Origin of the sequence: Micromonospora profundi (assembly GCF_011927785.1) — a bacterium.
Classification (GTDB): Bacteria; Actinomycetota; Actinomycetes; order Mycobacteriales; family Micromonosporaceae; genus Micromonospora; species Micromonospora profundi.
The window spans coordinates 5,154,683-5,179,345 of the sequence record NZ_JAATJK010000001.1; the positions used below are offsets into that span (position 1 = coordinate 5,154,683).

The 24,663-nt window shown below is 72.3% G+C and carries 21 protein-coding genes; 12 read left to right on the forward strand and 9 right to left on the reverse strand.

Annotated elements, in window-relative coordinates; genetic code table 11:
* Positions 1-71: 71 nt before the first annotated feature.
* From F4558_RS22675 to F4558_RS22695, 5 genes are all read right to left on the reverse strand, one after another.
* On the reverse strand, positions 72-1,031 hold the full coding sequence (locus tag F4558_RS22675; protein WP_167945954.1) for a GNAT family N-acetyltransferase: 960 nt from the start codon (positions 1,029-1,031) through the stop codon (positions 72-74).
* A 96-nt stretch (positions 1,032-1,127) separates the two neighbouring features.
* Positions 1,128-1,376 (reverse strand): type II toxin-antitoxin system Phd/YefM family antitoxin, encoded by a 249-nt coding sequence (locus tag F4558_RS22680; protein WP_053659347.1) that lies wholly within the window; start codon positions 1,374-1,376, stop codon positions 1,128-1,130.
* Positions 1,377-1,474: 98 nt separating this feature from the next.
* Positions 1,475-2,209: an SCO6745 family protein gene (locus tag F4558_RS22685; RefSeq protein ID WP_053659344.1), complete on the reverse strand. Its 735-nt coding sequence runs from the start codon at positions 2,207-2,209 to the stop codon at positions 1,475-1,477.
* Between the two features lie 86 nt (positions 2,210-2,295).
* Complete coding sequence (locus F4558_RS22690; protein WP_053659342.1) at positions 2,296-3,267, reverse strand: hypothetical protein; 972 nt, start codon at positions 3,265-3,267, stop codon at positions 2,296-2,298.
* 4 nt (positions 3,268-3,271) lie between these two features.
* Positions 3,272-3,901, reverse strand: a complete 630-nt coding sequence (locus F4558_RS22695) for an MBL fold metallo-hydrolase (protein ID WP_053659340.1) — start codon at positions 3,899-3,901, stop codon at positions 3,272-3,274.
* Between the two features lie 93 nt (positions 3,902-3,994).
* On the opposite strand from F4558_RS22695, the gene F4558_RS22700 reads away from it, so the two are divergent.
* Positions 3,995-4,957: a DUF4349 domain-containing protein gene (locus F4558_RS22700; protein ID WP_209274571.1), complete on the forward strand. Its 963-nt coding sequence runs from the start codon at positions 3,995-3,997 to the stop codon at positions 4,955-4,957.
* Here F4558_RS22700 and F4558_RS22705 read toward each other — a convergent pair.
* Entirely contained in the window at positions 4,914-6,173 is a 1,260-nt protein-coding gene (locus tag F4558_RS22705) for an amidohydrolase (RefSeq protein WP_053659337.1), read from the reverse strand. The two genes, F4558_RS22700 and F4558_RS22705, sit on opposite strands and share 44 nt — an antisense overlap.
* Before the next feature lie 448 nt (positions 6,174-6,621).
* Positions 6,622-8,205, reverse strand: a complete 1,584-nt coding sequence (locus F4558_RS22710) for an acyl-CoA mutase large subunit family protein (RefSeq protein WP_053659335.1) — start codon at positions 8,203-8,205, stop codon at positions 6,622-6,624.
* Between the two features lie 206 nt (positions 8,206-8,411).
* On the opposite strand from F4558_RS22710, the gene F4558_RS22715 reads away from it, so the two are divergent.
* A complete protein-coding gene (locus tag F4558_RS22715) occupies positions 8,412-10,469 on the forward strand; it encodes a serine/threonine-protein kinase (protein WP_167945956.1) in 2,058 nt (685 codons plus the stop codon).
* 47 nt (positions 10,470-10,516) lie between these two features.
* Positions 10,517-12,184: a phospho-sugar mutase gene (locus F4558_RS22720; RefSeq protein WP_167945957.1), complete on the forward strand. Its 1,668-nt coding sequence runs from the start codon at positions 10,517-10,519 to the stop codon at positions 12,182-12,184.
* A 57-nt stretch (positions 12,185-12,241) separates the two neighbouring features.
* Here the strand turns inward: F4558_RS22720 and F4558_RS22725 are convergent, their stop codons facing one another.
* Positions 12,242-12,919, reverse strand: coding sequence for a GOLPH3/VPS74 family protein (locus tag F4558_RS22725; protein WP_053659332.1), 678 nt, complete (start codon positions 12,917-12,919; stop codon positions 12,242-12,244).
* A gap of 74 nt (positions 12,920-12,993) precedes the next feature.
* Entirely contained in the window at positions 12,994-13,626 is a 633-nt protein-coding gene (gene upp / locus F4558_RS22730; RefSeq protein WP_053659331.1) for a uracil phosphoribosyltransferase, read from the reverse strand.
* A gap of 134 nt (positions 13,627-13,760) precedes the next feature.
* Here upp and deoC point away from each other — a divergent pair, with 134 nt between their 5' ends.
* The 9 genes from deoC to cydC all read left to right on the forward strand — a co-directional run bounded on the left by deoC (position 13,761) and on the right by cydC (position 24,617).
* Positions 13,761-14,720: a deoxyribose-phosphate aldolase gene (gene deoC, locus F4558_RS22735; RefSeq protein ID WP_167945958.1), complete on the forward strand. Its 960-nt coding sequence runs from the start codon at positions 13,761-13,763 to the stop codon at positions 14,718-14,720.
* A gap of 6 nt (positions 14,721-14,726) precedes the next feature.
* The gene (locus F4558_RS22740; protein ID WP_167945960.1) at positions 14,727-16,157 is read left to right on the forward strand and encodes an aldehyde dehydrogenase family protein; all 1,431 of its coding nucleotides are present in this window, start codon (positions 14,727-14,729) and stop codon (positions 16,155-16,157) included.
* Entirely contained in the window at positions 16,150-16,974 is an 825-nt protein-coding gene (locus tag F4558_RS22745) for an aldehyde dehydrogenase family protein (RefSeq protein ID WP_053659326.1), read from the forward strand. Before F4558_RS22740 ends, F4558_RS22745 begins: the two co-directional genes overlap by 8 nt.
* Before the next feature lie 235 nt (positions 16,975-17,209).
* Positions 17,210-17,677: a BlaI/MecI/CopY family transcriptional regulator gene (locus F4558_RS22750; protein ID WP_053659324.1), complete on the forward strand. Its 468-nt coding sequence runs from the start codon at positions 17,210-17,212 to the stop codon at positions 17,675-17,677.
* 7 nt (positions 17,678-17,684) lie between these two features.
* On the forward strand, positions 17,685-18,590 hold the full coding sequence (locus F4558_RS22755; protein ID WP_167945961.1) for a M56 family metallopeptidase: 906 nt from the start codon (positions 17,685-17,687) through the stop codon (positions 18,588-18,590).
* 262 nt (positions 18,591-18,852) lie between these two features.
* Entirely contained in the window at positions 18,853-20,103 is a 1,251-nt protein-coding gene (locus tag F4558_RS22760; RefSeq protein WP_053659320.1) for a cytochrome ubiquinol oxidase subunit I, read from the forward strand.
* Between the two features lie 10 nt (positions 20,104-20,113).
* Complete coding sequence (locus F4558_RS22765) at positions 20,114-21,121, forward strand: cytochrome d ubiquinol oxidase subunit II (RefSeq protein WP_053659318.1); 1,008 nt, start codon at positions 20,114-20,116, stop codon at positions 21,119-21,121.
* On the forward strand, positions 21,118-22,794 hold the full coding sequence (gene cydD / locus F4558_RS22770; protein ID WP_053659495.1) for a thiol reductant ABC exporter subunit CydD: 1,677 nt from the start codon (positions 21,118-21,120) through the stop codon (positions 22,792-22,794). Before F4558_RS22765 ends, cydD begins: the two co-directional genes overlap by 4 nt.
* Positions 22,791-24,617: a thiol reductant ABC exporter subunit CydC gene (cydC, locus tag F4558_RS22775; RefSeq protein WP_167945962.1), complete on the forward strand. Its 1,827-nt coding sequence runs from the start codon at positions 22,791-22,793 to the stop codon at positions 24,615-24,617. The genes cydD and cydC overlap by 4 nt, the downstream gene beginning before the upstream one ends.
* The last annotated feature ends 46 nt before the right edge of the window (positions 24,618-24,663 follow it).

A 24,663-nucleotide genomic window follows, 5' to 3' on the forward strand; every position in this document is an offset into this window, starting at 1 on the left:
GCCTTTCGCACCCGAACAGTCTGCAACCGTCACCGGTCGGGCTGGTCGGCGGGCCGGTCGAGCGTCGTCAATCACACACCGGCGGCAGGGACCACAAGCTCGTACATGTCGCTCCACCAGGTCTCCCGCAGCTCGACCGAGCGGTAGAGCGACACCGGGGCGGTCGGGTTGGTGAGGTCCACACCCAGGCCGACGGAGAGCCGGCCCTTCTCGGCGTAGCGGGCGAACGCGCGGCGCAGCAACGCCGCACCCACCCCACGCCGACGGTACGCGGGCAGCACCGACAGGCTCCGCACGAAGCCCTCCTGCTGGTCGAGCCCCTGGTCGGAGGACTGCAACGCGCCGGCGAGCACCCCGTCCACCTCGGCGACGAACCACTCGTCCCAGGCCGTCACGTCGCCGATGCGGGCCCTCCACCGCTCGTACGACAACGGCTCGTGATCCGGGGTGTCGCCGAAGGCGGTGTCGTGGACCCTGTGGAACTCCCGCAACTCGGCCTCGTCGTCGGGTCGGACCGGGCGCACTGTCACCCCGGCCGGCAGAGGCGGCTCGGCCGGCAGGTCGGCCAACGAGCGGTTCATCCGGACGTACCGCTTGGCGAGGGTGAACCCGCTATCGCGCAGTGTCCGTTCCCAGTCGCGCTCGGGTGCGAAGACCGCGCACCGGACGGTGAGCGCCGGCAGCCCTCGCTCGGCGGCGCGCTCGGCGACCCGGTCGAGTTGTCGGGCCAGCAGCGGCGCGCGGACGATGCCCGCCCGGTCCGGGTCGACGTAGACCTCCACGAATTCCCGGCCGACCCCTGTCGGATTGTCCACCGTCGCCCAGCCGACCACTGTGCCGTCCGGATCCACGGCCAGCCAGGAGTCGCGGGTCGGATCGACATAGGGGGCGGTCAGCGACGCCTCCACGTCCTCGGCGTCGAAGTCGGGATGGCCGATGGCGAAGGTGTCGGCCGCGTGCACGACCGTGAGGATCGCCGGTACGTCGTCGAGGGTGGGCCGGCGCGCGGTCCAGCCAGCGGGAAGCGTCACGGCAGCACATCCTGACAGCCGACCGTCGAGGGTGCCGCCCATTTTTCGCCAGGCCAGGTCGGGACCGTCCCTGTCAGACGATGGCGTGGGCGTACGTCACCGGGTGAAGTCTGCGGCGATCTCAGCGTTGGTCTCGGATGAATCCCGGTCGCCCGAGAGATCCACCTGCCCAGCGAGGGAGCCGACCGCAGTGCGGTTGGCGCGCCGCACCAGCGGCACGACCTTCGCCACCGGGGTGCCCGCCCGGTCGATGATGATCTCCTCGCCGCGTTCGACCCGTTCGATGATGCGCGACAGGTGGGTCTTGGCGTCGTGCATGTTGTAGTGCACGGCCTCACCCGACATGGCGCACCTCATCGGTTAGCCAATTCCTTAGCCTAGCCCCGCCTGGGCCGGCTGACCTCGCACCGCACCGGATCGGGCCGCCAGCGACAACGTCCTTTTCAGGCGAGGGCGGAGCGGGTGTGGTGCAGCAACTCCACAAGTTCGGCGCCGTCGCCGGGGCCGAGTGCCGCGAACGCGGGCGCGGCCAACCGGTTCGTCACCGCCTCCGCCCAGAGCCGCCGACGCACAAGCGGCCCGATCGGCGGGTACGGCTGTGGCCAGCCGCACGCCACCGCGCCGGCCACCCCCTCCGGCCCGGCCAGCACCGCCTCCAGCGGCGTCATGCCGGCGGCGCGCACCGCCAGCAGGTACGCGCCGGTGAAGTGTTCGCGGAGCACGCGCAGCCCGGCGGCGCTCCGGGCTCCCGGAGAGAGGTCGGGCAGCGGCATGGCCCGCCAGGCGGCGAAGAGCGGCATCCCACTGGCGTTCGCGGCGACCACCGCCTGCTCGACGAGCCCGGCCAGCCGCTCGGCTCCCGGCAGCGCGCCCAACCGTTCCGTCCCCCACCGGCAGCACTCGGCGAGGCTGGCGGCGGCCACGTCGGCCGGCGGGAGGACCCGGGCCGCCGCGTCCCACCCGTCGGCGACCGCGTCCGGGGCGACGAAGCCGATGGCGGCGGCGGCTGTCTCCGCGCGTACGTCGCCGAGCGCTCCGGCCCGGCCGCTGATGTAGAACGCCCAGCCGGAGATGCCGAGCAGCCGGGCCCGGCGAAGCGTGCTCGGGCATCTGCTGAACGCGTCACCGAGATCGAGGACGACGGGTTTGCTGGCGGCGGCGAGCTGCTCCGGCGTCATCCGGGCACCCCCGGAAGACGGCTCGGCACGCCAGCGGCGGCCCCGGCCGGAACGCGGCGGCCCCGTTCGTCGTCGTCCATCGATTGTCAGTCTGCCGCGCCACCACCCGCGTCCGCATCCCCCTCTTCGGCCACCAGCGCCTCGACGGCGGCCTCTACCTCGCCCGCGCGTCGGCGGGCCACAGTCACCGCCCGCTCAGCCGCCCGCCGGGCCAGCCGTGCCCGGCTGAGATCCTGCTCCGCGACAGCCCGCCGCCGCTCCAGCTCGGCCAGCTCGGTCTCGATCCCGTCGAGGACGGCGACCCCGTCCTGCTCCTGCCCGGTCGCCTCGGCCAGATCGGCCTCGGCCCGCTGCTGGTCGGCGTGGGCGCGGTCCAGTTCCCGGTCCAGTGCGCGACGCCGCCGTGCCCGCTCGGCCTGGGCCGCCCGCTGCGCCGCGCGTTCGGCCTGCGCGGCACGTTCCCGGGCCGGGTCGGCGCGAGGGCCTGCGGCGCGTGTGCGCTGGGCGACGGGGCGAGGTTCCGGTTCTGGCTCGTCGTCGTCGCCGGTGACCAGCCGCAGTTGCGGTCGGGGCACCTCGCCGAAGCCCGCGTAGTGAGCCGACCGCAGCAGCCGTCCGGCCCGGACCTGCTCGGCGACCTCGGTGTCGGAGAGCGCCGCGTTCAGTGTCGCCTCGACCTCGCCCAGCGGCAGCCGGCTGGCCGGCGGTGCCTCTGGCTCGGCCGCGGCGAGCTTGCGGACCTCGGCGACAAGCGCGCCGACCACCGCCCGACGTTGGGCCGACAGCTCCCGCAGCCGGGACCCGCGCAGCTCCCGCTGCGCGACCCGCAACGAGTCGGCGAGCTGGACCAGGTCGGCGACAAGTTCGGGACGGTGGATGGCGAGCAGGTTCACCAGCCACGCGGCGACGGTGGGGCGGCGTAACCGGGCCAGTTGGCGGGCGGTGCCCGGGTCGCCGGCCCGCCGCGCCTCGGCCACGGCGGCGTCCCGGGCCGCCACGAACCGGTCCGGTGGGGTGCGGTAGAGCTGCTGCACCAGCTCCGAGGACGGGCCGGGCATCGCGTCAGACGTCCACCCGGCTACCGGGCTCCAGACGTTGGTACTCGGTGCCGGACAGGGCCGAGTACTGCCGGTTGAGCACAGTCAGCCCGTTGTCGTTGAGCAGGGCGTCGTGCAGGGCGTACGCGCGGCGCGGGGCGACCGCCCGGATGAAGTCGACGACCTCGGAGAACTTCGACCAGGGGGCGTGGATCGGCGCGAACAGCGTGTCGACAGGCGTCTCCTCCGGCACCACGAGGGAGTCGCCGGGGTGGTAGACGACGTCGTTGATCAGGTAGCCGATGTTGTCGATCACCGGGATGTCCGGGTGGATCACCGCGTGCCGCCCGCCGTATGCGCGGATCGGGACCCCGGCGGCGGTGAACGACTCACCGGGAGCGACAGGGCTCAGCGCCTCGGCCGCGTCGCCAAGGGTGCCGGCGAGCGAGGCCGGCCCGTGAATCGGCACCGGCCGCCTGTCGAGGTGCAGACGCAGTGCTGCCAGGTCCATGTGGTCCGGGTGTTCATGGGTGATCAGCACCGCATCCGCGCCCTCCAACGCCTGGGGGTCACTGAACACCCCAGGGTCCACAACGAGCACTCCCCCGTCGTGTTCCACCCGGAGGCAGGAGTGCGCGTACTTGGTGAGCCGCATCGTGACTCCTCGACTATCGAATCGTGATGTCCTCAGCGCAGTCTGCCGGAACCAGCCGGCGGGCGCGCCACGTCCGAGGTATCGCCACACCAGCTGACAACGATGGGAGCGGGGATGGACGGACAGGCAGGACGGCGTCGCGGCGCACTACTGACGGCGATGGCACTCACGGCGACACTGGCCATGGCGGGGTGCGGTGCCGACGACAGCGGCGCGCGGGACTCGGCGGCCTCGGCGCCAGAGCGGGCCGTCGCGGAGGGCGGAGCGGCGGACAAGAACAGCGGCACCGACGCGGAGGGGGCGGCCGGGGCCGGCGCTCCGGACCTACGGGTCGACCAGCGAGCGATCATCTACACCGGAGCGATGCGGGTGCAGGTGACCGATGTGGACGCGGCTGCCCGCGAGGTCACCGCCGTGGTCACCAGGGCCGGCGGCTTCATCGGCGGGGACGTGCGGCGTAGCGCCGATGCGGACGCCGAGGCGGAGTTGCAACTGCGGGTGCCGGCGGCGAAGTTCTCCGGGGTGGTGGAGGAGATCGCGAAGCTCGGCCGGCAGCAGAGCCGGGACATCAACACTCGCGACGTCACCGAGGAGACCGTCGACCTGGAGGCCCGGATCATCAGTCAGCGGGCGCGTGTGGACAGCGCGCGCCGGCTGCTGGCCCGGGCCACCTCGATCGCCGACCTGGTGTCGCTGGAGAACGAGTTGGGTCGTCGGGAGGCGGACCTGGCCTCGCTGGAGGCCAAGAAGCGGCGGCTGGCCGACCTGACGGCTCTCTCCACGATCACCGTCTCGCTTGCCGGGCCGGCGGCGAAGACAAGCGACGAGAAGGCCGAGACCGGCTTCCTGGTCGGCTTGAAGGGCGGCTGGAAGGCGTTCGTCGCCTCGATGACCGTCCTGCTCACCGTGCTGGGGGCGTTGCTGCCGTGGCTGGTGGCGCTCGGCGTACCGCTTGTGGTGTTGCTGCTGGTGCTGCGCAGGCGGCGGAAGACCCCGGCGCTCACTGCACCGGTCAGCGGGCCGCCGCCAGTGCCCGCAGCGCGGTCTGCACCATGACGCGTACGCCGGCCGGGATGGCCCGCTCGTCCACGTCGAAGGACGCGCGGTGCAGGTCGACGTTGGGGCCGGAACGGCCCACGCCGAGGCGGGCGAGGGCGCCGGGGACGTACTCCAGATACCAGGAGAAGTCCTCGCCGCCCATGCTCTGCGGGGTTTCGGCAACGCCTTCCGGGCCGAGCGCGGCGGTGGTGGCGGCGGTCAGCACCTGGATGGCCCGGGAGTCGTTGCTCACCGGCGGCCGACCGCGCAGGTATTCCAGGTCGACGGTGGCACCGGTCGGGGCGATCACGTCCCGCACCACCTGAGCCACGATCTTGGGCGCCTGCTCCCAGGTGTCCCGGTCCATCACCCGCAGGGTGCCCGAGGCGGACGCCTCGGAGGGGATGACGTTGTAACGGGTGCCGGCCGACGCGTGGCCGAAGACCAACAGCAGCCCGCTGTTTGCCGGCACCCGGCGGCTGACCAGGGCGGGCACCTCGGTGATCAGGCGGCCGAGCGCGTCGACCAGGTCGACGGTCAGGTGCGGGCGGGCGGTGTGCCCTCCCGGCCCGGTGAGCCGGACTGTGACGTTGTCGGCCGCCGCGGTGATCGGGCCGACGCGCAGGCCGATCTGGCCCACCGGCAGGTTCGGGTCGCAGTGCAGCGCGAAGATCTGCACGACGTCGTCCAGACCGTCGGCCTCGATGACCTCAAGCGAGCCGCACGGCAGGATCTCCTCCGCGGGCTGGAAGATGAGCCGGACCCGGCCGTCCAGCTCTCCGAGGTCGGCGAGCTGGGCCAGCAGCATGCCGACGCCGAGCATGATCGTGGTGTGGACGTCGTGGCCGCAGGCGTGGCAGACGCCCTCCACCGTGGAGCGGTAGGGCACGTCCTTGGTGTCGTGCAGCGGCAGGGCGTCGATGTCGGCGCGCAGCGCGACGACAGGCCCGTCCGGGCGGCCGTTGATGTCGCAGATCACCCCGTTGCCCTTGGGCAGCAGCCGGGGTTGCAGGCCGGCCAGCGACAGCTCCCGCGCGATCAGGGCGGCCGTCTCGAACTCGGTGCCGGAGAGCTCGGGGTGCGAGTGGATGTGACGGCGCGTGGCGATCAGCCCGGGTACCCGGAGCGCGAGGAGGTGCTCCAGGTCGCGGGGCAGCGGCTGGGAACCGGGCGGCGCGTCCGTCCAGGACGACGCCAGCTGGCCGCCATTGGGCAGCGTCAACGCACTCGTCACGTCGAATTCTCGATTACTGGAGATGGATGGATCATCGGGGACAGCAGACAGCCTAGACCTCCGGCGGTGACGCTGCGCAACCTCGTTACGGTGATGATCAGACCGCGCAGCGTCACGTATGCCCTGCTGAGGACGCTCGGAGATGTGTGAGACAGCAGGTAGATCACTGTCGAACGCTGCCATCCGCCCCCTCACCTCCTACAACGCGTAATCAAAACCGGCGACAGCGAGCGGGGGTCCCACTCACACGCCCTTGCTGCGAATTGTCGCATTAGTCGGGGTGATGAACTGACACTCCGACAATTAACCGACCACACTCCGCAACGACCGGATTAGGACGCTCACATGCGACGGCAAACCGTGACCGCACACCATGTGCGTCACGGTGCACCCGGTCGGCGTACCCCCTAAGCCGCTTCGGCACACCCCAAGGGCGATCGGGAGTCGGTCAGAACCGGTCGCTGGGCCGGTACAGCCCCCACACCTCGCGCAGCGTTCCGCAGACCTCGCCCACCGTGGCCCGGGCCCGCAGCGCCTCCTTCATCGGGTAGAGCACGTTGTCGGACCCCTCGGCGGCGGCCCGCAGCTCGGCGAGGGCACGGGTCACCGCGTCGGCGTCCCGCTCGGCGCGCAACCGGGCCAGCCGGTCGGCCTGCGCCGCCTCGATCGTCGGGTCGACCCGCAGCGGCTCGTACGGCTCCTCCTCGTCCACCGTGAACCGGTTGAGCCCCACCACCACGCGCTCGCTGGAATCGATCTCCTGGGCGATCCGGTACGCGGACTGCTCGATCTCCCGCTTCTGGAACCCGGCCTCGATGGCGTCCACTGCCGAACCGTGGTCGGCGACCCGCTCCATCAGTTCGACTGCGGCGGCCTCGATCTCGGCAGTCATCGCCTCCACCACGTACGAGCCGGCGAACGGGTCGACGGTGGCCGTCAGGTCCGTCTCGTACGCCAGCACCTGCTGAGTGCGCAGCGCGAGCCGGGCAGCCTTCTCGGTGGGCAGCGCGATCGCCTCGTCGAAGCTGTTCGTGTGCAGCGACTGGGTGCCGCCGAGCACAGCGGCCAACCCCTGCACCGCCACCCGAACCAGGTTCACCTCCGGCTGCTGGGCGGTGAGCTGCACGCCCGCGGTCTGCGTGTGGAAGCGCAGCATCATCGACTTCGGATCCTTGGCGCCGAAGTCGTCACGCATCAGCCGGGCCCAGATCCGCCGGGCGGCACGGAACTTCGCCACCTCCTCCAGCAGCGTCGTGCGGGCCACGAAGAAGAACGACAGCCGGGGCGCGAAGTCGTCGACGGCGAGCCCCGCGGCCAGCGCCGCCCGCACGTACTCCACTCCGTTGGCCAGGGTGAACGCGATCTCCTGCGCGGGCGTGGCACCGGCCTCGGCCATGTGGTAGCCGGAGATGGAGATCGTGTTCCACTTCGGCACCTCCTTGCGGCAGTACGCGAACGTGTCGGCCACCAGGCGCAGCGACGGCTTCGGCGGGAAGATGTACGTCCCCCGGGCGATGTACTCCTTGAGGATGTCGTTCTGGATGGTGCCGTTGAGGGCGGCGCCCGGCACCCCGTTCTCCTCGGCGACGAGCTGGTAGAGCAGCAGCAGCACCGAGCCGGGCGCGTTGATGGTCATCGAGGTGGAGACCTTGTCCAGCGGGATGTCGGCGAAGAGCAGCCGCATGTCCTCGATGGAGTCGATGGCCACGCCGACCTTGCCGACCTCGCCGTGCGCGATCGGGTCGTCCGAGTCGTAGCCCATCTGCGTGGGCAGGTCGAAGGCGACCGAGAGGCCCATCGTGCCGGCCCGCAACAGTTGGTGGTAGCGCGCGTTGGACTCGGTGGCGGTGCCGAAGCCGGCGTACTGGCGCATGGTCCACGGACGGGAGGTGTACATCGTGGGGTAGACCCCCCTTGTGTACGGGAACTCGCCCGGGCCTCCCAGCCGGGAATCCAGGTCCTCCGGGAGGTCGGCCGCCGTGTAGACGGCGTTGATCGGAAACCCGGACTCGCTTGGCCGCCATTCGCTCATCTCCGGATGGTATGGCGCGTCGGCGTCCCACCGGGTGAGGGATACCGCACACTGCGTCTCGACCGGTCGACGGGAGGTGAACGGACAAGCACGATCTGTCGACTTCACCAAACGTCCGCCGCGTCGGCTTTCGCATCGGGCGTCGGAACCAGCAAGATAGGGGGGTTGTGTCCCAGCCCCCCTCGATTTCCCCCGGTGGCTTTTCTGTGACTCAGATCCCGACGTGGAGCGGCGGACAGGTAAGTCCCGCCAGCGGACGAGCGGCGCCCGGCACCACCATCGGTGACCGGTACTCGCTGCGGTCCGCGGTGGGCAACGGCGGCATGGGCACGGTGTGGCGCGCCACAGACACCCTGCTGCGCCGCGACGTGGCGGTGAAGGAGGTGGTCCTTCCCCCGGGCCTTGCCCCCAGCGACCGCGACGCCATGTACGAACGCACACTGCGCGAGGCCCGCGCCGCCGCAGCCATCCAGCACCCCGCCGTGGTGCAGGTGTACGACGTGGTCACCGAGGCCGGTCGCCCGTGGATCGTGATGGAGCTGCTGGACGCCCGCAGCCTCGCCGACATGGTCATCGAGGACGGGCCGGTGGCACCCCGCGCGGTCGCCAAGATCGGCATCGCGCTGCTCGGCGCGTTGGAGGTCGCGCACGCCATCGGTGTGCTGCACCGCGACGTCAAGCCCGCCAACGTGCTGATCTGCACCGACGGGCGCTGCGTGCTCACCGACTTCGGTGTCGCCCGGATGCCCACCGACGTGCAGCTCACCACCCCCGGCATGGTGCTCGGCTCGCCGCACTTCATCTCGCCCGAGCGGGCCATGGGTCAGGAGTTCGGCCCGCCGAGCGACCTGTTCTCGCTGGGCGTGACGCTCTACACCGCCGTCGAGGGGCGCCCCCCGTTCGACAAGGGTGACCCGATCGAGACCATGCACGCGGTTGTCGAGGACCCGCCGGCCCCGCCGCAGCGCAGCGGCCCGCTGACCCGGGTGCTGATGGGCCTCCTGGAGAAGGACCCGGCCCGGCGGCTGGACGTGCACACCTCCCGGGCGATGCTGCGCGAACTGCTCGCCGGCCCGCTGGGCAGCACCGCCACCGCCGTGCACTCGGTCACCGACCCGTACGCCGTGGTGCCGGTGCAGCAGCGCCCCGCGCCGATCGCCCTGCCCGCCGCGCAGGAGTCGAAGCCGGACAAGCAGATCGGCGGCCGGGCCATGCTCGCCCCGAACGAGTCGCTCACCGACCGGCTGGCCTCGCTGCGCAAGGGCGAACGCCCCCAGCCGGCCGCCGCCTCCGCCGCCGCCGGGCTCGACGAGACGAGCGCCGACGCGCTCGCCGGCCCGCTGCACACGCCCACCGGCGCGATGCCCTCCGCCGGCCGTCCCGCAGGTGGTCGCACCTACGGCGGCAACGCCGACGCCACCCAGCGGGTGGACGCGGGCGCACACCCGGACGCCACCCAGCGGGTCACCTACGGCAGCCGAGCCGATGCCACCCAGCAGGTCCCGTACGGCGGGTCGGAGGCCACCCAGCGCGTCGGCGGCACCTACGGCGGCGGCAACCAGTGGTCGGTGCCCGGCACCGGTCAGCCCTGGACGACGCCGTCCACCGCGCCGAGCGGCGGCGCTCTCGACAAGGTCCGCGCCACAGGTGGTCAACTGGTCGGCACCGTCAAGGGTTGGCCACGCAAGGTGCAGCTCGCCGCGGCCGGCGGGCTGGCACTGGTGCTGCTGCTCAGCGTGCTGGTGTTCTCCGGCGGCGACGACCCCGCACCGACAGCCCCGCAGGCGCAGCCCACCCCGTCGGCTGCGGCCGGTCCCAGTGTCGAGATGCAGGAGCACGTCGCGCGGGGCATCCAGGTCATGGTGCCCAAGGGCTGGAAGAAGGCCACCGGCGGCTCGTACACCGACTACATCGACCCGGAGGACAGCGGCCGCAAGGTGCGGATCATCACCGAGAAGTGGTCCAGCAGCTCCACCCGGTGGGCCGAGACGGCCGAGAACGGCCTCAAGACCAGGAGCACGTCCTGCGTCAAGCCGTACAACCAGATCGCCTCCACCGAGACCGAGCTGGCCAGCAAGCCGGCCGCCGAATTCGAGTACACCTGCGGTGAGGGCGACGCCATGCGGCACGGCATCTGGCGGGGCGTCGCGCAGGACGGCAAGGCGTACTCGTTCTACCTCACCTCGACCGACACCAAGTTCGCCGAGAGCAAGCCGATCTTCGACGAGATGGTGCGGACGTTCCAGCTCACCGGTGACGGCTGAGCCGAGGGAACCGACAGCGCTGATCCGCCGCCGTGCTATCAAGGGGCATGGCGGCGGACACCCCTGACATCGACGACATTCGCGAGCAAGCTCGGCGCTGGCTGGCCGACGACCCCGACCCGGCCACCCGGGACGAGCTGACGGCGGTGATCGACAGGCTGCCGGCGAGCGCCCCCGAGTTGGCCGACCGGTTCGCCGGCCCGCTGACCTTCGGCACCGCGGGTCTGCGCGGCCCGCTCCGGGCCGGCCCGAACGGCATGAACCTCGCCGTGGTCACCCAGGCCGCCGCCGGGCTGGTCGGCTGGCTCGCCGCCCAGGGCGGCACCGGCCCCCTGGTGATCGGGTACGACGCCCGGCACGGTTCCCGGCAGTTCGCCGAGCGCACCGCGCAGGTGGCCACCGGCGCCGGCCGGCCGGCGCTGCTGCTGCCCCGACCGCTGCCCACCCCCGTGCTGGCGTACGCGGTGCGCCAGCTCGGCGCGGTGGCCGGCGTGATGGTCACCGCCAGCCACAACCCGCCGCAGGACAACGGCTACAAGGTCTACCTCGGCGCGGAGCTGGGTGGTGAGCTGGGTGCCGGAGCGCAGATCGTGCCGCCGGCCGACGCCGGCATCGAGGCCGCCATCCGGGCCGTCGGCCCCCTCATCGATGTGCCGCTGGGCCGGGCCGGCGAGGTCCTCGGCGACGACCTGATCGCCGCGTACGTCGAAAGCGCCACAGCGGTCATCGACCCGGACGGGCCACGGGACCTGTCGGTGGCGTACACCCCTCTGCACGGGGTGGGTGCCGCGGTGCTCACGGCGGCGTTCGTCCGGGCCGGTTTTCCGGTCCCCGGTGTGGTCCCCGACCAGGCCGAACCCGACCCGGAGTTCCCGACCGTGTCGTTTCCTAACCCGGAGGAGCCGGGTGCTGTGGACCGACTGATCGCGCTGGCCGACTCGACGGGTGCGGACCTCGCCATCGCCAACGACCCGGACGCGGACCGCTGCGCTGTGGTGATCCGCGACGGCGGGCAGAGCTGGCGGATGCTGCGCGGCGACGAGGTGGGCGTGCTGCTCGCCGACCACCTGATGCGACGCGGCGTGACAGGGCTCTACGCCACCACGATCGTGTCGTCGTCGCTGCTGCGGGCGATGTGCGCGGCCCGTGGCCTGCCCTACGACGAGACCCTTACCGGTTTCAAGTGGATCGTCCGCGCGGGTGGCGGAAGCGCGCCACTGGTCTTCGGCTACGAGGAGGCGCTGGGCTACTGCGTCGCCCCCGCGCACGTCCGGGACAAGGACGGCATCACTGCCGCGCTGACCGTGGCCGAGCTGGCCGCCGGGCTCAAGGCGCAGGGCCGTACGCTCGCCGACCGGCTGGACGAGTTGGCCGCCGAGTTCGGTGTGCACCACACCGACCAGCTCTCCGTACGGGTGGACGACCTGCGGGTGATCGCCGACGCGATGGCCCGAATCCGGGCAGCCACCCCCACAGTCCTGCTGGGTCAGCCCGTCGACAGCGTCCGGGACCTGCTTCCGGAGTCGGACGTGGTGATCCTGCGCACCGCCACCGCGCGGGTGGTGATCCGCCCCTCCGGAACCGAGCCGAAGCTCAAGGCGTACCTGGAGGTGGTGGAGCCGGTGCCGGACGGCGACGTCACCGCCGCACGCGCCCGCGCCAGCGCGGCGATCGCGCAGCTCCGAGCCGAGATCGCAGCCGCCCTCGGCCTCTAGTGCAAGGAAGGGCCCCTTACTAACGCCTGGTGCATAGAAAGGGGCCCTTCCTAACAGTCAGCGGCGCGGACCGAGCGCCTGGTCGACGGCCCGACCCAGGGCTGCCACGACCAGGCCCACCGACGGGCGGACCACCGAGTCGTCGATGCTCACCTCGCCGGAGAAGCCGGCGCCGGTGGCGATCTCCTCCAGCCGCCGGCGGGCGTCGGCGGCGGCGTCGCCGCTCATGCCGAGCGCCGACTCCATCCGCAGCACCACGACCAGGGTTGCCAGTGCGGCTGTCCGCTCGTCGGGTGCCACCGAGCCGGTCAGCGCCTCGGTCAGCCGCTGCCGGGTGTCGGCCTCGACGGAGGCGTCCACCACTGGGTAGCGGTGGACGTGGATGAAGCCCAGCTCGGTCTCGTCGACGTCCCGCACCACGCCCTGCCGGCACAGGTCACCGAGGATCCGGTCGCGCAGGCCGTGCCGCAGGCGCTGCACCCAGGAGGCCGGGGTGTGCGGGGTGTCGGCGGCGATCCGGCCCAGCACCTCGTCGGTGACCGGCTCGCCGGTGGGCGTCGGGTCGACGACCGTCAGTGCCCCGTCGGCGTACGCGAGCCGGCCCGCCAGGGCCAACTCGATGAGGACCGCAGCGGCCATGCCCAGGTCCAGGCTGATCCGCGGCATCGTCGCCTTGCCGGTCGTGTCGTCGTAGGCGAGTAGCAGCAACTCCTCGGCGAGCGCAACACCTGTCATGGCCGCACACGCTAGCGGGTTCGCGCACCACCGCGCGCGAACCCGCCGGCACCCACCACCGACCGGGTGGCGCGTCAGAACCGGGGCATGCCGCCGAACTGGCGGTCACCGGCGTCACCGAGACCGGGGACGATGAACATGCTGTCGTTGAGCCCTTCGTCGATCGAGGCCGTGACCAGGCGCAGCGGCAGGCCGGAGCGTTCCAGCCGCTCGATGCCGACAGGCGCGGCGAGCACGCAGAGCACCGTGATGTCAGTGCATCCGCGGTCGGCCAGCAGCCGGCAGCAGTGCTCCAGCGAGCCGCCGGTGGCGAGCATCGGATCGAGCACCAGCACCGGCAGGCCGGCCAGCTCCCGGGGCAGCGACTCCATGTAGGCGCGCGGCTCGTAGGTTTCCTCGTCGCGGGCCAGGCCGACGAAACCCATCGACGACTCCGGCAGCAGGCCGAGCGCGGCGTCCGCCATGCCCAGGCCGGCCCGCAGCACGGGCACCAGCAGCGGCGGGTTCGCCAGCCGGGTGCCGACAGTGCCGGTGACCGGCGTCTGCACCGGGTACTGCTCGACGGGGAAGGAGCGCGCCGCCTCGTACACCAGCATGGTGGTCAGTTCGTGCAGCGCCGCCCGGAACGTCGAGGAATCGGTGCGCGCGTCCCGCATGGCGGTCAGCCGGGACTGGGCCAGCGGGTGGTCAATGACGTGTACGTCCACGATCGCTCAACCTACCGGGCGGACCGCGGCGGTGGTGCGGGCGCGGTCGGACCAGCGACGCCGCTCACCCGGGTCGCCCAGCCCGGGAGGCGTGAGCAAGATCACAGGGTCGTTCCGTGCGTAGACTCCGAGACATGACGGCGACAACGACGTCGGCCCGGTCGGACCTCTCCGAGCTGGGACGATCCGAGACCGCTCTGCGGACCTTCCTGCACGGCCTTCCCGGCGTGGATCAGGTCGGCGCGGAGCAGCGGGCGGCGCAGCTCGGCACCCGCTCCATCAAGACCACCGCCAAGGCGCAGGCCATCGACCTGGCGATCCGCATGGTCGACCTGACCACCCTGGAAGGGGCGGACACCCCCGGCAAGGTCCGCGCGCTGGCCGCCAAGGCGCTGCGCCCCGACCCGGCCGACCCGTCCTGCCCGCACGTCGGGGCCGTCTGCGTCTACCCGGCCATGGTCCCGTACGCCGCCGAGGTGCTGGCCGGGAGCAACGTGCACCTGGCGAGCGTGGCGACCGCCTTCCCGTCGGGCCAGGCGCCGCTGGAGGTCAAGCTCGCCGACACCCGGGCCGCCGTCGCGGCGGGCGCCGACGAGATCGACATGGTGATCAACAGGGGCGCGTTCCTGGCCGGCCGTTACAAGGAGGTCTACGACGAGATCGTGGCCACCAAGGAAGCCTGCGGGGACGCCCACCTCAAGGTGATCCTGGAAACCGGCGAGCTTGCCACGTACGACAACGTGCGTCGCGCCTCCTGGCTGGCAATGCTGGCCGGCGGCGACTTCATCAAGACCTCCACCGGCAAGGTCCCGGTCGCGGCGACGCTGCCGGTGACCCTTGTGATGCTGGAGGCCGTCCGCGACTTCCGCGAGGCCACCGGGCGACAGGTCGGCGTGAAGCCGGCCGGCGGCATCAAGACCACCAAGGACGCGATCAAGTACCTGGTGATGGTCAACGAGACCGTCGGCGCGGACTGGCTCGACCCCGACTGGTTCCGCTTCGGCGCCTCCAGCCTGCTCAACGACCTGCTGATGCAGCGCACCAAGCTGACGACCGGCACCTACTCCGGTCCCGACTACTTCACACTGGACTGAGAGCCGATGTTCGAATACGCACCCGCCCCCGAGTCCCGCTCGGTGGTGGAAATCAAGAACGCCTATGGGCTGTATATCGGTGGGGAGTTCGTCGACCCTGCCGACGGCGGCAACTTCAAGTCGATCAACCCCGCCTCCGAGGAGGTGCTGGCCGAAATCGCCGAGGCCGGCGCACAGGACGTGGACCGCGCGGTACGCGCCGCGCGCACGGCGTACGACAAGGTCTGGGGTCCGATGCCGGGCCGGGACCGGGCCAAGTACCTGTACCGGATCGCCCGGCTCATCCAGGAACGCTCCCGCGAGCTGGCCGTGTTGGAGTCACTCGACAACGGCAAGCCGATCCGGGAGTCCCGCGACGTCGACGTGCCGCTTGTCGCCGCGCACTTCTTCTACTACGCGGGCTGGGCCGACAAGCTTCCGTACGCGGGGTTCGGCCCGAACCCGCAGCCGGTCGGGGTCGCCGCGCAGGTCATCCCGTGGAACTTCCCGCTGCTCATGCTGGCCTGGAAGATCGCTCCGGCGCTCGCGGCGGGCAACACAGTGGTCCTGAAGCCCGCCGAGACCACCCCGCTTACCGCGCTGCTGTTCGCCGAGATCTGCCAGCAGGCCGACCTGCCGGCCGGCGTGGTCAACATCGTCACCGGCGCCGGCGACACAGGCCGCGCGCTTGTCGAGCACCCCGGCGTGGACAAGGTGGCCTTCACCGGCTCCACCGAGGTCGGCCGGGCCATCGCCCGGTCCGTCGCGGGCAGCCGCAAGAAGCTCACCCTTGAGCTGGGCGGCAAGGCCGCGAACATCGTCTTCGACGACGCGCCCATCGACCAGGCAGTCGAGGGCATCGTCAACGGCATCTTCTTCAACCAGGGGCACGTCTGCTGCGCCGGCTCCCGGCTGCTCGTCCAGGAGAACGTCGCCGACCGCGTGCTGGAGTCGTTGAAGCGCCGGATGGCCCACCTGCGCGTCGGCGACCCTCTGGACAAGAACACCGACGTCGGCGCCATCAACTCGGCCGCCCAGCTGGAGCGGATCCGCGAGCTGTCCGACGCCGGCGCCGCCGAGGGCGCCGAGCGCTGGTCGCCGCCGTGCGAGCTGCCCGACCGGGGCTTCTGGTTCGCGCCCACCATCTTCACCGGGGTCACCCAGGCGCACCGCATCGCCCGCGAGGAGATCTTCGGGCCGGTGCTGTCGGTTCTCACCTTCCGCACGCCTGCCGAGGCCGTCGAGAAGGCGAACAACACGCCGTACGGGCTGTCGGCCGGCATCTGGACCGACAAGGGTTCCCGGATCCTGTGGATGGCCGACCGGCTGCGCGCCGGAGTCGTCTGGGCCAACACGTTCAACAAGTTCGACCCCACCTCGCCGTTCGGCGGCTACAAGGAGTCGGGCTACGGTCGCGAGGGCGGCCGGCACGGGCTGGAGGGCTACCTCAATGTCTGAGCGGGTCGCGGTACGCAAGACGTACAAGCTCTTCATCGGCGGGAAGTTCCCGCGCAGCGAGTCGGGACGGTCGTATCTCGTGCAGTCCTCGAATGTGTCACTGGCCTCCCGCAAGGACGCCCGGGACGCGGTGGTCGCCGCCCGCGCCGCCGTGAAGGGCTGGGCCGGCGCGACCGCGTACAACAGGGGTCAGATCCTCTACCGGGTCGCCGAGATGCTTGAGGGCCGCCGCGAGCAGTTCGTCGCCCTGGGCGTGCCCGGCGACGAGGTGGACGCCGCTGTGGACCGCTGGGTCTGGTACGCCGGCTGGTCCGACAAGCTCCCCCAGGTGTACGGCGGCGCCAACCCGGTCGCCGGTCCCTACTTCAACCTGTCCGCGCCCGAGCCGACGGGCGTGGTCGCGGTGGTGGCCCCGGAACGCCCGGCGCTGCTCGGCCTGGTCAGTGTGGTCGCTCCCGCGATCGTCACCGGCAACACCGTGGTGGTGGCGGCCTCCGCGACCGAGCCCCTCGCTGCGGTGACCCTTGCCGAGGTGCTTGCCACCTCCGACCTGCCCGGCGGGGTGGTCAACATCCTCACCGGCGCGATCACCGAAACCGCGCCGACGCTGGCGGCCCACATGGACGTCAACGCGATCGACCTCACCGGGGTGAGCAACTCCTCGCTCGCCACCGACCTGGAGGTCAAGGCCGCGGAGAACCTCAAGCGGGTGCTCCGGCCGGCGTCGACTGAGGTCGACTGGTCCGCCGATCCTGGCGTGACCCGGATGACCGCTCTGTTGGAGACGAAGACGGTGTGGCACCCCAAGGGGGTGTGATGCGGTCTCGGCCTTCTGGTTTTCCGGGGGAGCCCGCCCACTCCGGGCGGTCAGGCTTGATCCCCGCGTGGGCGGGCTCCCCCGGAAAACCTGACCTGGGCCGGGTCCGTTTCGGTGGTCGATCTTGGCGCTTCAGTGGCGCGCTGGCTCCTTGGAGTGGTGGTCTTCGGGCGCTGTTCTGCGTTCCCCGGTGTGCGGGGTGGGCGGGGTCTACTACCGAGGGTAGGATTGGCGCGTGACTCGGCTGGGTGATCTTGAGCGTGCGGTGATGGACGTGCTGTGGGACGTGGTCCCCGGTACGTCGGACGGTGTGACCGTGCGCGAGGTGGCCGACGCTCTCGACGGCCGTGAACTGGCCTACACCACGGTGATGACCGTGCTGGATCGACTGGCCGGCAAGGGCATGGTGCAGCGGGAGCGGGAGGGCCGGGCCTGGCGCTACCGACCCGCGGCCAGCCGTGAGGCGCACATCGCCCAGCTCATGCTCGACGCCCTCGACCTGGGCGGCAGCCGGGACGCGGCGCTGGTGCGCTTCGCCCGCTCGGTGACCGGCACCGAAGCCGAGGTGCTTCGGGCAGCCCTGGAGACCGAGGCCGGCTCGGGCTCCACCGGCGGCGACCAGGGCGGGACGGCCACGGAGTTGACGGACCGGGTGGACGGGCCGACTGGCCGGCGACCGGCCGGCGAGGCAGCGGAGCGGTAGACGCGCCATGGCGTACGCCGCGCATTTCGCCGCCACCATGCTGGCCTGCTATCTGACCGCTCAGGTGCTGGCCCGTTCCACCTGGACGTGGCGCAGCCCTCGGGTGGCGATCATCTGCTGGCAGGCCGTCGGGTTGGCGTTGGGCCTCTCCGCGATCGGCCTGCCGATGGCGCTCGGCTTGTCCGCGTACGACCTGCCGACCGGGAGCGCACTGCTCGCCCTGGCCAGCGACCTCGTCCATGGCACCCTGCCGGCCGGCGAGACCGCGTTCCACCTGGCCGGAGTTGGTGTGGGCATCGGCATCGGGGCGATGCTCGTCGCCACTACCGCGCGCAGCATCCACGGCGCCGTCCTCGCTCAGCGCAGGCACCGGGACCTGCTCACCCTCGTGGCCCGCAACGACCCCGCCGCACCCGGCGCACTCGTACTGGACCACCCCAGTGCCGCGGCGTACTGCCTCCCGGGCGTCCGGCCGCAGGTGGTGGTCAGCGCAGGCACGCTCAGCCTGCTGGACCGGGCCGAGCTGGCCGCCGTGCTCAGCCACGAGCGCGCGCACGCCAACGAGCGGCACGACCTGGTGCTGCTGCCGTTCACCGCGCTCTGCCGGGCGTTGCCCTGGTTCGGCTGGGTACGCGACGCGCACGAGAGGGTCGCCCTGCTTGTCGAAATGCGCGCCGACGACAAGGCACGCGAACTGCACGCCGAAGCGCCACTGGCGGGCGCGCTGCGCAGGTTCGCCGCCGCCGGCCACCGCATCACCCCGGCCGGTGCGCTCGGCATGGGCGATCGGGACCTTGACGTACGCGTGCAGCGCCTCCTGGTCAGCGACAGCCCGCCCCGGATCCTGGGCGGCACCGCCCTGGCCGTCGCCGCCACCCTGGTAGCCCTGCCGATCAGCCTCTTCCTGAGCTGACCCGCCGCGCGCCGCGCTCGCGCGCGGCGCGAGGCACAGCACAGCGCCGCCCGCACCGGGCTGTGCGAGCGCGCGCATGTTCGTGCTCGATCCAGGATCGAGTGGCATTCCAGGCGCGCGAGGCCACTTCATCCAGGATCGAGTACGATCTTGCCCCGAACCGCCGCTGTACGACTTCTTGTAGTAGCCGGCACTGATAGGTAGCGACGCTACGTGTAGAGTTCCTACGACAAGGGAGCCAACACCTTACGGAGAGCCGGCCATGGACACGCTGCTCCTCGCCCGCCTGCAGTTCGCCACCACCACCTCGATCCACTTCCTGTTCGTGGTCGTCACGCTCGGGCTTGTCACCCTGCTGGTCGGGATGCAGACGGCCTGGGTGCTCACCGGCAACCCGAAGTGGGAGCGACTCACCCGCTACTGGGGCCAGCTCTACGTCATCAACTACGTGCTCGGCATCGCCACCGGCATCGTGATGGAGTTCCAGTTCGGGCTGAACTGGAGCGGCCTGTCCCGCTACGTCGGCAACGTCTTCGGCGCGCCGCTGGCCATCGAGACGCTCGTGGCGTTCTTCCTGGAATCCACGTTCCTCGGAATGTGGATCTTCGGTTGGCACCGGCTCCGCAAGGGCGTCCACCTCGCGCTGCTGTGGGGCGTGGCGCTCACCGCGTACGCCTCAGCGTTCTGGATCATGGTGGCCAACTCCTGGCTCCAGAACCCTGTCGGTTACGAGGTCCGCGACGGGATCGCCCACCTCACCGACTTCGGCGCGCTGCTCACAAACCCCAGCCTCGGCATGGCGTTCGGGCACGTGGTGTCGGCCGCGCTGCTGGTCGGCGGCATGCTCATGGCAGCGGTCAGCGCCTGGCACCTGATCCGGCGTACCCCCGATTTCCTGCTCTTCCGCACTTCGCTGCGGATCGGCCTGGTCACCGCGGCACTTGCCATCACGCTGGTGCAGGGCTTCGGGTTCGCCCAGTTCGGGGCCGTCGGCTCGGTGCAGCCCACGAAGTTCGGGCAGGGCCCGGAGGCGCAGGCACTCGTCGCCGAGTGGACCGCCCGCTTCGGCCCGGGCGACTACGCACCACCGGTGCTCGCCAACGTCGGGCTGGGCTTCATGATCCTGATCGGCCTGGCCCTCGGCTGCGTCTGGCTCCTGCTCCCCCTGCTCTTCCGGGACTGGATCATCCGGCTGCGCTTCCCGCTGTGGCTGACCCTGCTCGCCCTGCCGCTTCCGTTCGTCGCGGTCATCCTCGGCTGGATCGCCCGGGAGGTCGGCCGCCAACCCTGGGTGGCGTACGGACTGCTGCCCACCGAGCAGGCGGTCTCCCCTGTCGGCGCGCCCGTGATGCTCACCTCGCTCATCGGCTTCAGCCTCCTGCTGGGCACCCTCGCCGTCACCAACTGGGTGCTGCTGGCCCGGCACGCGGCACGCGGCGCCGCCGACCCGGCTCTCGGCCGTCCACCGGCACCGTCAAGCGAGCCGGCCCGCCCCGAACCCGCCCTCTTCTGAGGAGATCACCGTGGACCTCGCCTGGTACGCCCTGCTCGGCCTCTTCTTCGCCACCTACCTGGTGCTCGCTGGCTACGACTACGGCGTGGGGCTGCTGCTGGCTCGCGGCATCGGGCCGGCCGGTCGGCGCGGCGCACTCACTGCCCTCGGCCCGTTCTTCCTCGGCAACGAGGTCTGGCTGGTCGCCACCGTCGGCATCCTGTTCGGCGCGTTCCCGCTGCTGGAGGGCGAGTTGCTCTCCGGCTGCTATCCGGCCGGCGCCGGCGCGCTCGTCGGTGTCGTCCTGGTCACCGCCGGGGTGCAACTGCGCAGCCGGTCAGCCGACGAGCGCGTCCGCGCCCGCTGGGACCGGGTCGTGATCGTCGGCAGCATGCTCGCCGCGCTGGGCTGGGGTGTGCTGCTGGCCGCGCTGCTCCAGGGCGTACCCCGCCAGGCTGACGGCCACGTGGCAGGCGTGTCCCACCTGGCCACCCCCTTCGCGGCCACCGCCGGCCTGGCCATGCTCGCCCTCGTCGCGGTGCACGGGGCGACGTTCCTCACGCTGCGGCTGCCGGCAGCCGACGCCGCAGTGGTCGGCCGCACGGCCCGCCGGCTTGTCCCGGTGGCGCTGTCCGCTGTCGCCCTGGCCACCGTCGTGGGCCTGCTCTCCGCTCGGGTACGCGACACCGTCCAGCGACCGGCGCTTGGCGTACTCCTGCCGGTGTTGCTCGTGGGTGCGTTGCTGGTGGCCCGTGCGGCGCTGGCGCGGCGGCGGCCGGGGTGGGCTCTGATCGCCACCGGCGCCGCCCTGGCGCTGCCCGTGGCCCTTGTCGGTGCGGCGCTCTGGCCCTACGTGCTGGTGTCGACCACCGACCCGGCCGCCTCGCTGACGGTGGCCGACGCCGCCGCGAGCACACCCACGTTGAGGCTGCTCGGCTGGGTGGCGTTACCGCTGCTGCCGGCCCTACTAGGCTTCCAGGCGATGTGCTGGTGGGTTTTCCGGGGACGGACCGACGGCAGGGCACCGGTGTACTGGTGAACCGCCGTCCCTTCGACCCGCGTCTGCTGCGCCGGGTCCCCGCGGCCCGGCGCGACCTTGCCGTGCTCGCGCTCCTGGGCGTGCTCGCCGCCGGGCTGATTGTCGCGCAGGCCACCGCGCTGGCGTCGGCGCTGGCAACCGCCTTCGAGGGGCAGCTGAACAGCCGGGCGCTTGCGGGTTTCGTGGTCGCGGTCGCCGCCCGGTCGGCGCTGGTCTGGGCACAGGGCACGGTCTCCGCGCGGGTCGCGGCCACCGTCAAGGCCACGCTGCGGGCAGACCTGTTCCAGGCGGTGGGCCGGCACGGCCCGGCCTGGGTCGCCGGCCAGCGGGCCGGTCAGCTCGCCACCCTGTCCGGCCGAGGACTGGACGCGCTGGACGCGTACTTCACCGGGTATCTGCCGCAGCTGGTGCTCAGCGTGACGGTGCCAGTGGCGGTGCTGGCTCGGGTCGTCTTCGCCGACTGGGGCTCGGCGGTGATCATCGCGTGCACGTTGCCGCTCATCCCGATCTTCGGCGCGCTGCTCGGCTGGCAGGCGCAGGCTGCCACCGAGCGCCAGTGGCGGCGGCTCTCCCTGCTGGGCGGGCACTTCCTGGACATGGTCGCCGGGCTGCCCACGTTGCGGGCGTTCGGCCGGGCGCGGGCGCAGACCGAGGTGGTCCGCCGGATGGCCGACGGGCACCGGGTGGCCACGATGAAGACGCTGCGGATCGCGTTCCTCTCCGCACTGGTGCTGGAGTTGGTCGCCACCCTGTCGGTGGCCCTGGTGGCCGTGCCGGTGGGCATCCGGCTGCTCGGCGGCGGGCTGGCCCTCCAGACCGCGCTGCTGATCCTGCTGCTCACCCCGGAGGCGTACCTGCCACTGCGGGCCGCCGGCAGCCGCTTCCACGCCAGCATGGAGGGGCTCACCGCGCTGGACGAGGCGCTCACCGTCTCGGCCGCCCCGGCGGCCCCCCGCGCCAGCGAGGGCGCCGCCACCCCGCACGGTCGCGGCGAGATCCGGTTCGAGGCCGTGACAGTGGCGTACGAGCGGACCACAGCGCTGCGCGACGTGACACTGACCATCCGGCCCGGCGAGCGGATCGCCGTCATCGGACCCAGCGGCGCCGGCAAGAGCACCCTGCTCGGCCTGCTGCTCGGCTTCGTGACAGCGACCAGTGGCCGGATCACCGTGGACGGCGTCGACCTCGCCACCGCAGACCCGGACGCCTGGCGTCGACAGGTCGCCTGGGTGCCGCAGCGGGCGCACCTCTTCGCCGCATCGCTTGCCGACAACATCCGGCTCGGCGCTCCGGACACCCCACCGGAGGCGCTCGCGGCGGCGGTACGCGACGCCGCGCTCGACGACGTGGTGGCCGGCCTGCCGGACGGGCTGGACACGCTGCTCGGCGAGCGCGGGCACGGCCTGTCCAGCGGCCAGCGGCAACGTGTCGCACTCGCCCGGGCATTCCTGCGGGACGCCCCTGTGGTGCTGCTCGACGAACCCACCGCACGGCTGGACACGGCCGCCGAGGCGGTGGTGCTGGACGCCACCCGCCGGTTGGTCGCCGGACGTACCTCGCTGCTTGTCGCGCACCGGCCGGCGCTGCTTGCCGACGCCGACCGGATCCTGCGCATCGAGGACGGCCGGGTCACCGAACTGACGCCCGCACCGACGCCGAAGGTGGCCCGATGAGCACGGCACCGGCGCCACCGGCGAGCGGCACGACCGACGGCGGCGACGCGCTCCCCGCCGGGCGGGTGGCCGCCGAGCGGGCGGTGCTGAGGCTCGCCCGCCCGTACCTGGGCCGGCTGGTCGGTGCGGGACTGCTCGCCGCCGCCACCGAGTTCGCCGGGCTCGCCCTGATGGCCACGGCCACCTGGCTGTTGATGAGCGCCGCCGGTCAGCCTCCGCTGGACCGGCTGACCGTGGCGATCGTCGCCGTACGTGCGCTGGCCATCAGTCGGGGCGTGTTCCGCTACACCGAGCGGCTCGCCGGGCACGACGCGGTGCTCCGCATGATCACCGACGTGCGGACCCGGGTGTTCGCCACCCTCGCCGCCCGCCGCACCACCGGGCAGCGCTCCGGGGACATCCTCAGTCGACTGGTCTCCGACGTCGAGGCGGTCCAGGACCTGCTGCTGCGGGTGCTGGTGCCGGCCTCGGCGGCGGCCCTGGTGGGCGTACTGGCGGTGGGTGGGGCGGCGCTGATCTCGCCCCCGGCCGCCGCCGTGCTCGCCGTCGGCCTGCTCGTCGCCGGGGTGGCGCTGCCGGCGCTGGCCACAGCTGTCACCCGGCGCAGCGCGGCAGAGGTCGCCCCGCTGCGGGGCGCGCTCGCCACCGACGCCGTCGACCTCACCCACGGCGCCGCCGACCTGGCCGCGTTCGGTGCGACCGACACCGCGCTGCGCGCCGCCGAGGACCGTGCCGGCCGGCTCGCCCGGCTGGAACGCCGGCTGGCCGCCACCGGGTTCGCGGTCGACGCGGTCGGGGTGCTTGTCGCCGGCTCGACAGCCGCCGCCGTGGTGCTCGTCGCGCTGGCCGCCGACGTGCGCGGGGTGCTGGTCGGCGTGCTGGCCGTCGGCTCGCTGGCCGCCGTCGAGGTGGCTCTGGCACTGGTCTCGGCCGCCCGACAGTGGACCCAACTGCGGCCCGGCCTGGCCCGGGTGGCCACCCTGCTCGACGCCGAAAAGCCGACCTCCCGACCCGTCGACGCCCTGACGGCTGACGCGGAAGGTGGTGCGGCTCCTGACGTTCCGCACGAGTTGCGCTTCACCGACCTGACCGTTCGGTACCGGGCCGGTGCCGCACCCGCACTGGACCGGCTGAACCTGGACCTGCCGGCCGGCCGGCGGATCGCTGTCGTCGGCCCGAGCGGCGCCGGCAAGAGCACCCTGGCCGCCGTACTGACCGGCGCGGTCCACCCCACCGCCGGCCGGGTCACACTGGCCGGGCGCGACCTGTCCACGTACGCCGAGGAGGAGCTTCCCCGCACTGTCGGTGGGCTGCTCGCCGAGGCGTACGTCTTCCACGCCACGGTGCGGGAGAACCTGCTGCTCGGCCGGGCCGCCGCGAGCGACGACGAACTGGCCGCCGCGACCGCCGCCGCTGGCCTGCTCGACTGGGTACGCGCCCAGCCTGCCGGCTGGGACACCCTTGTCGGCGAGGAGGGTGGTCAACTCTCCGGCGGCCAGCGGCAACGGCTCGCGCTGGCCCGGGCCCTGCTGGCCGCGCCGCCGGTGCTGGTGCTCGACGAGCCCACCGAAGGGCTGGACCCGGTCGCCGCGGACGCGGTGCTCGCCTCCGCACTCGCCGCCACCCCCGTCGGGCACTCGGTGCTGCTGATCAGTCACCGGCTCAGCGGGCTGACCGAGTTGGACGAGATCGTCGTCCTGGACGGTGGCCGGGTGATCCAACGCGGCCGGCACGCCGAGCTGGTCGCCGCGCCCGGCTGGTACCGGGACCAGTGGCTGCTCCAGGCGGCGGCCGAGCGCGGGTACCTGGCGCTCGCCCCCTGACCCGGTTCGGGGACGGACCAGGGTTGTCCCTGACGTCGGGGGTCGG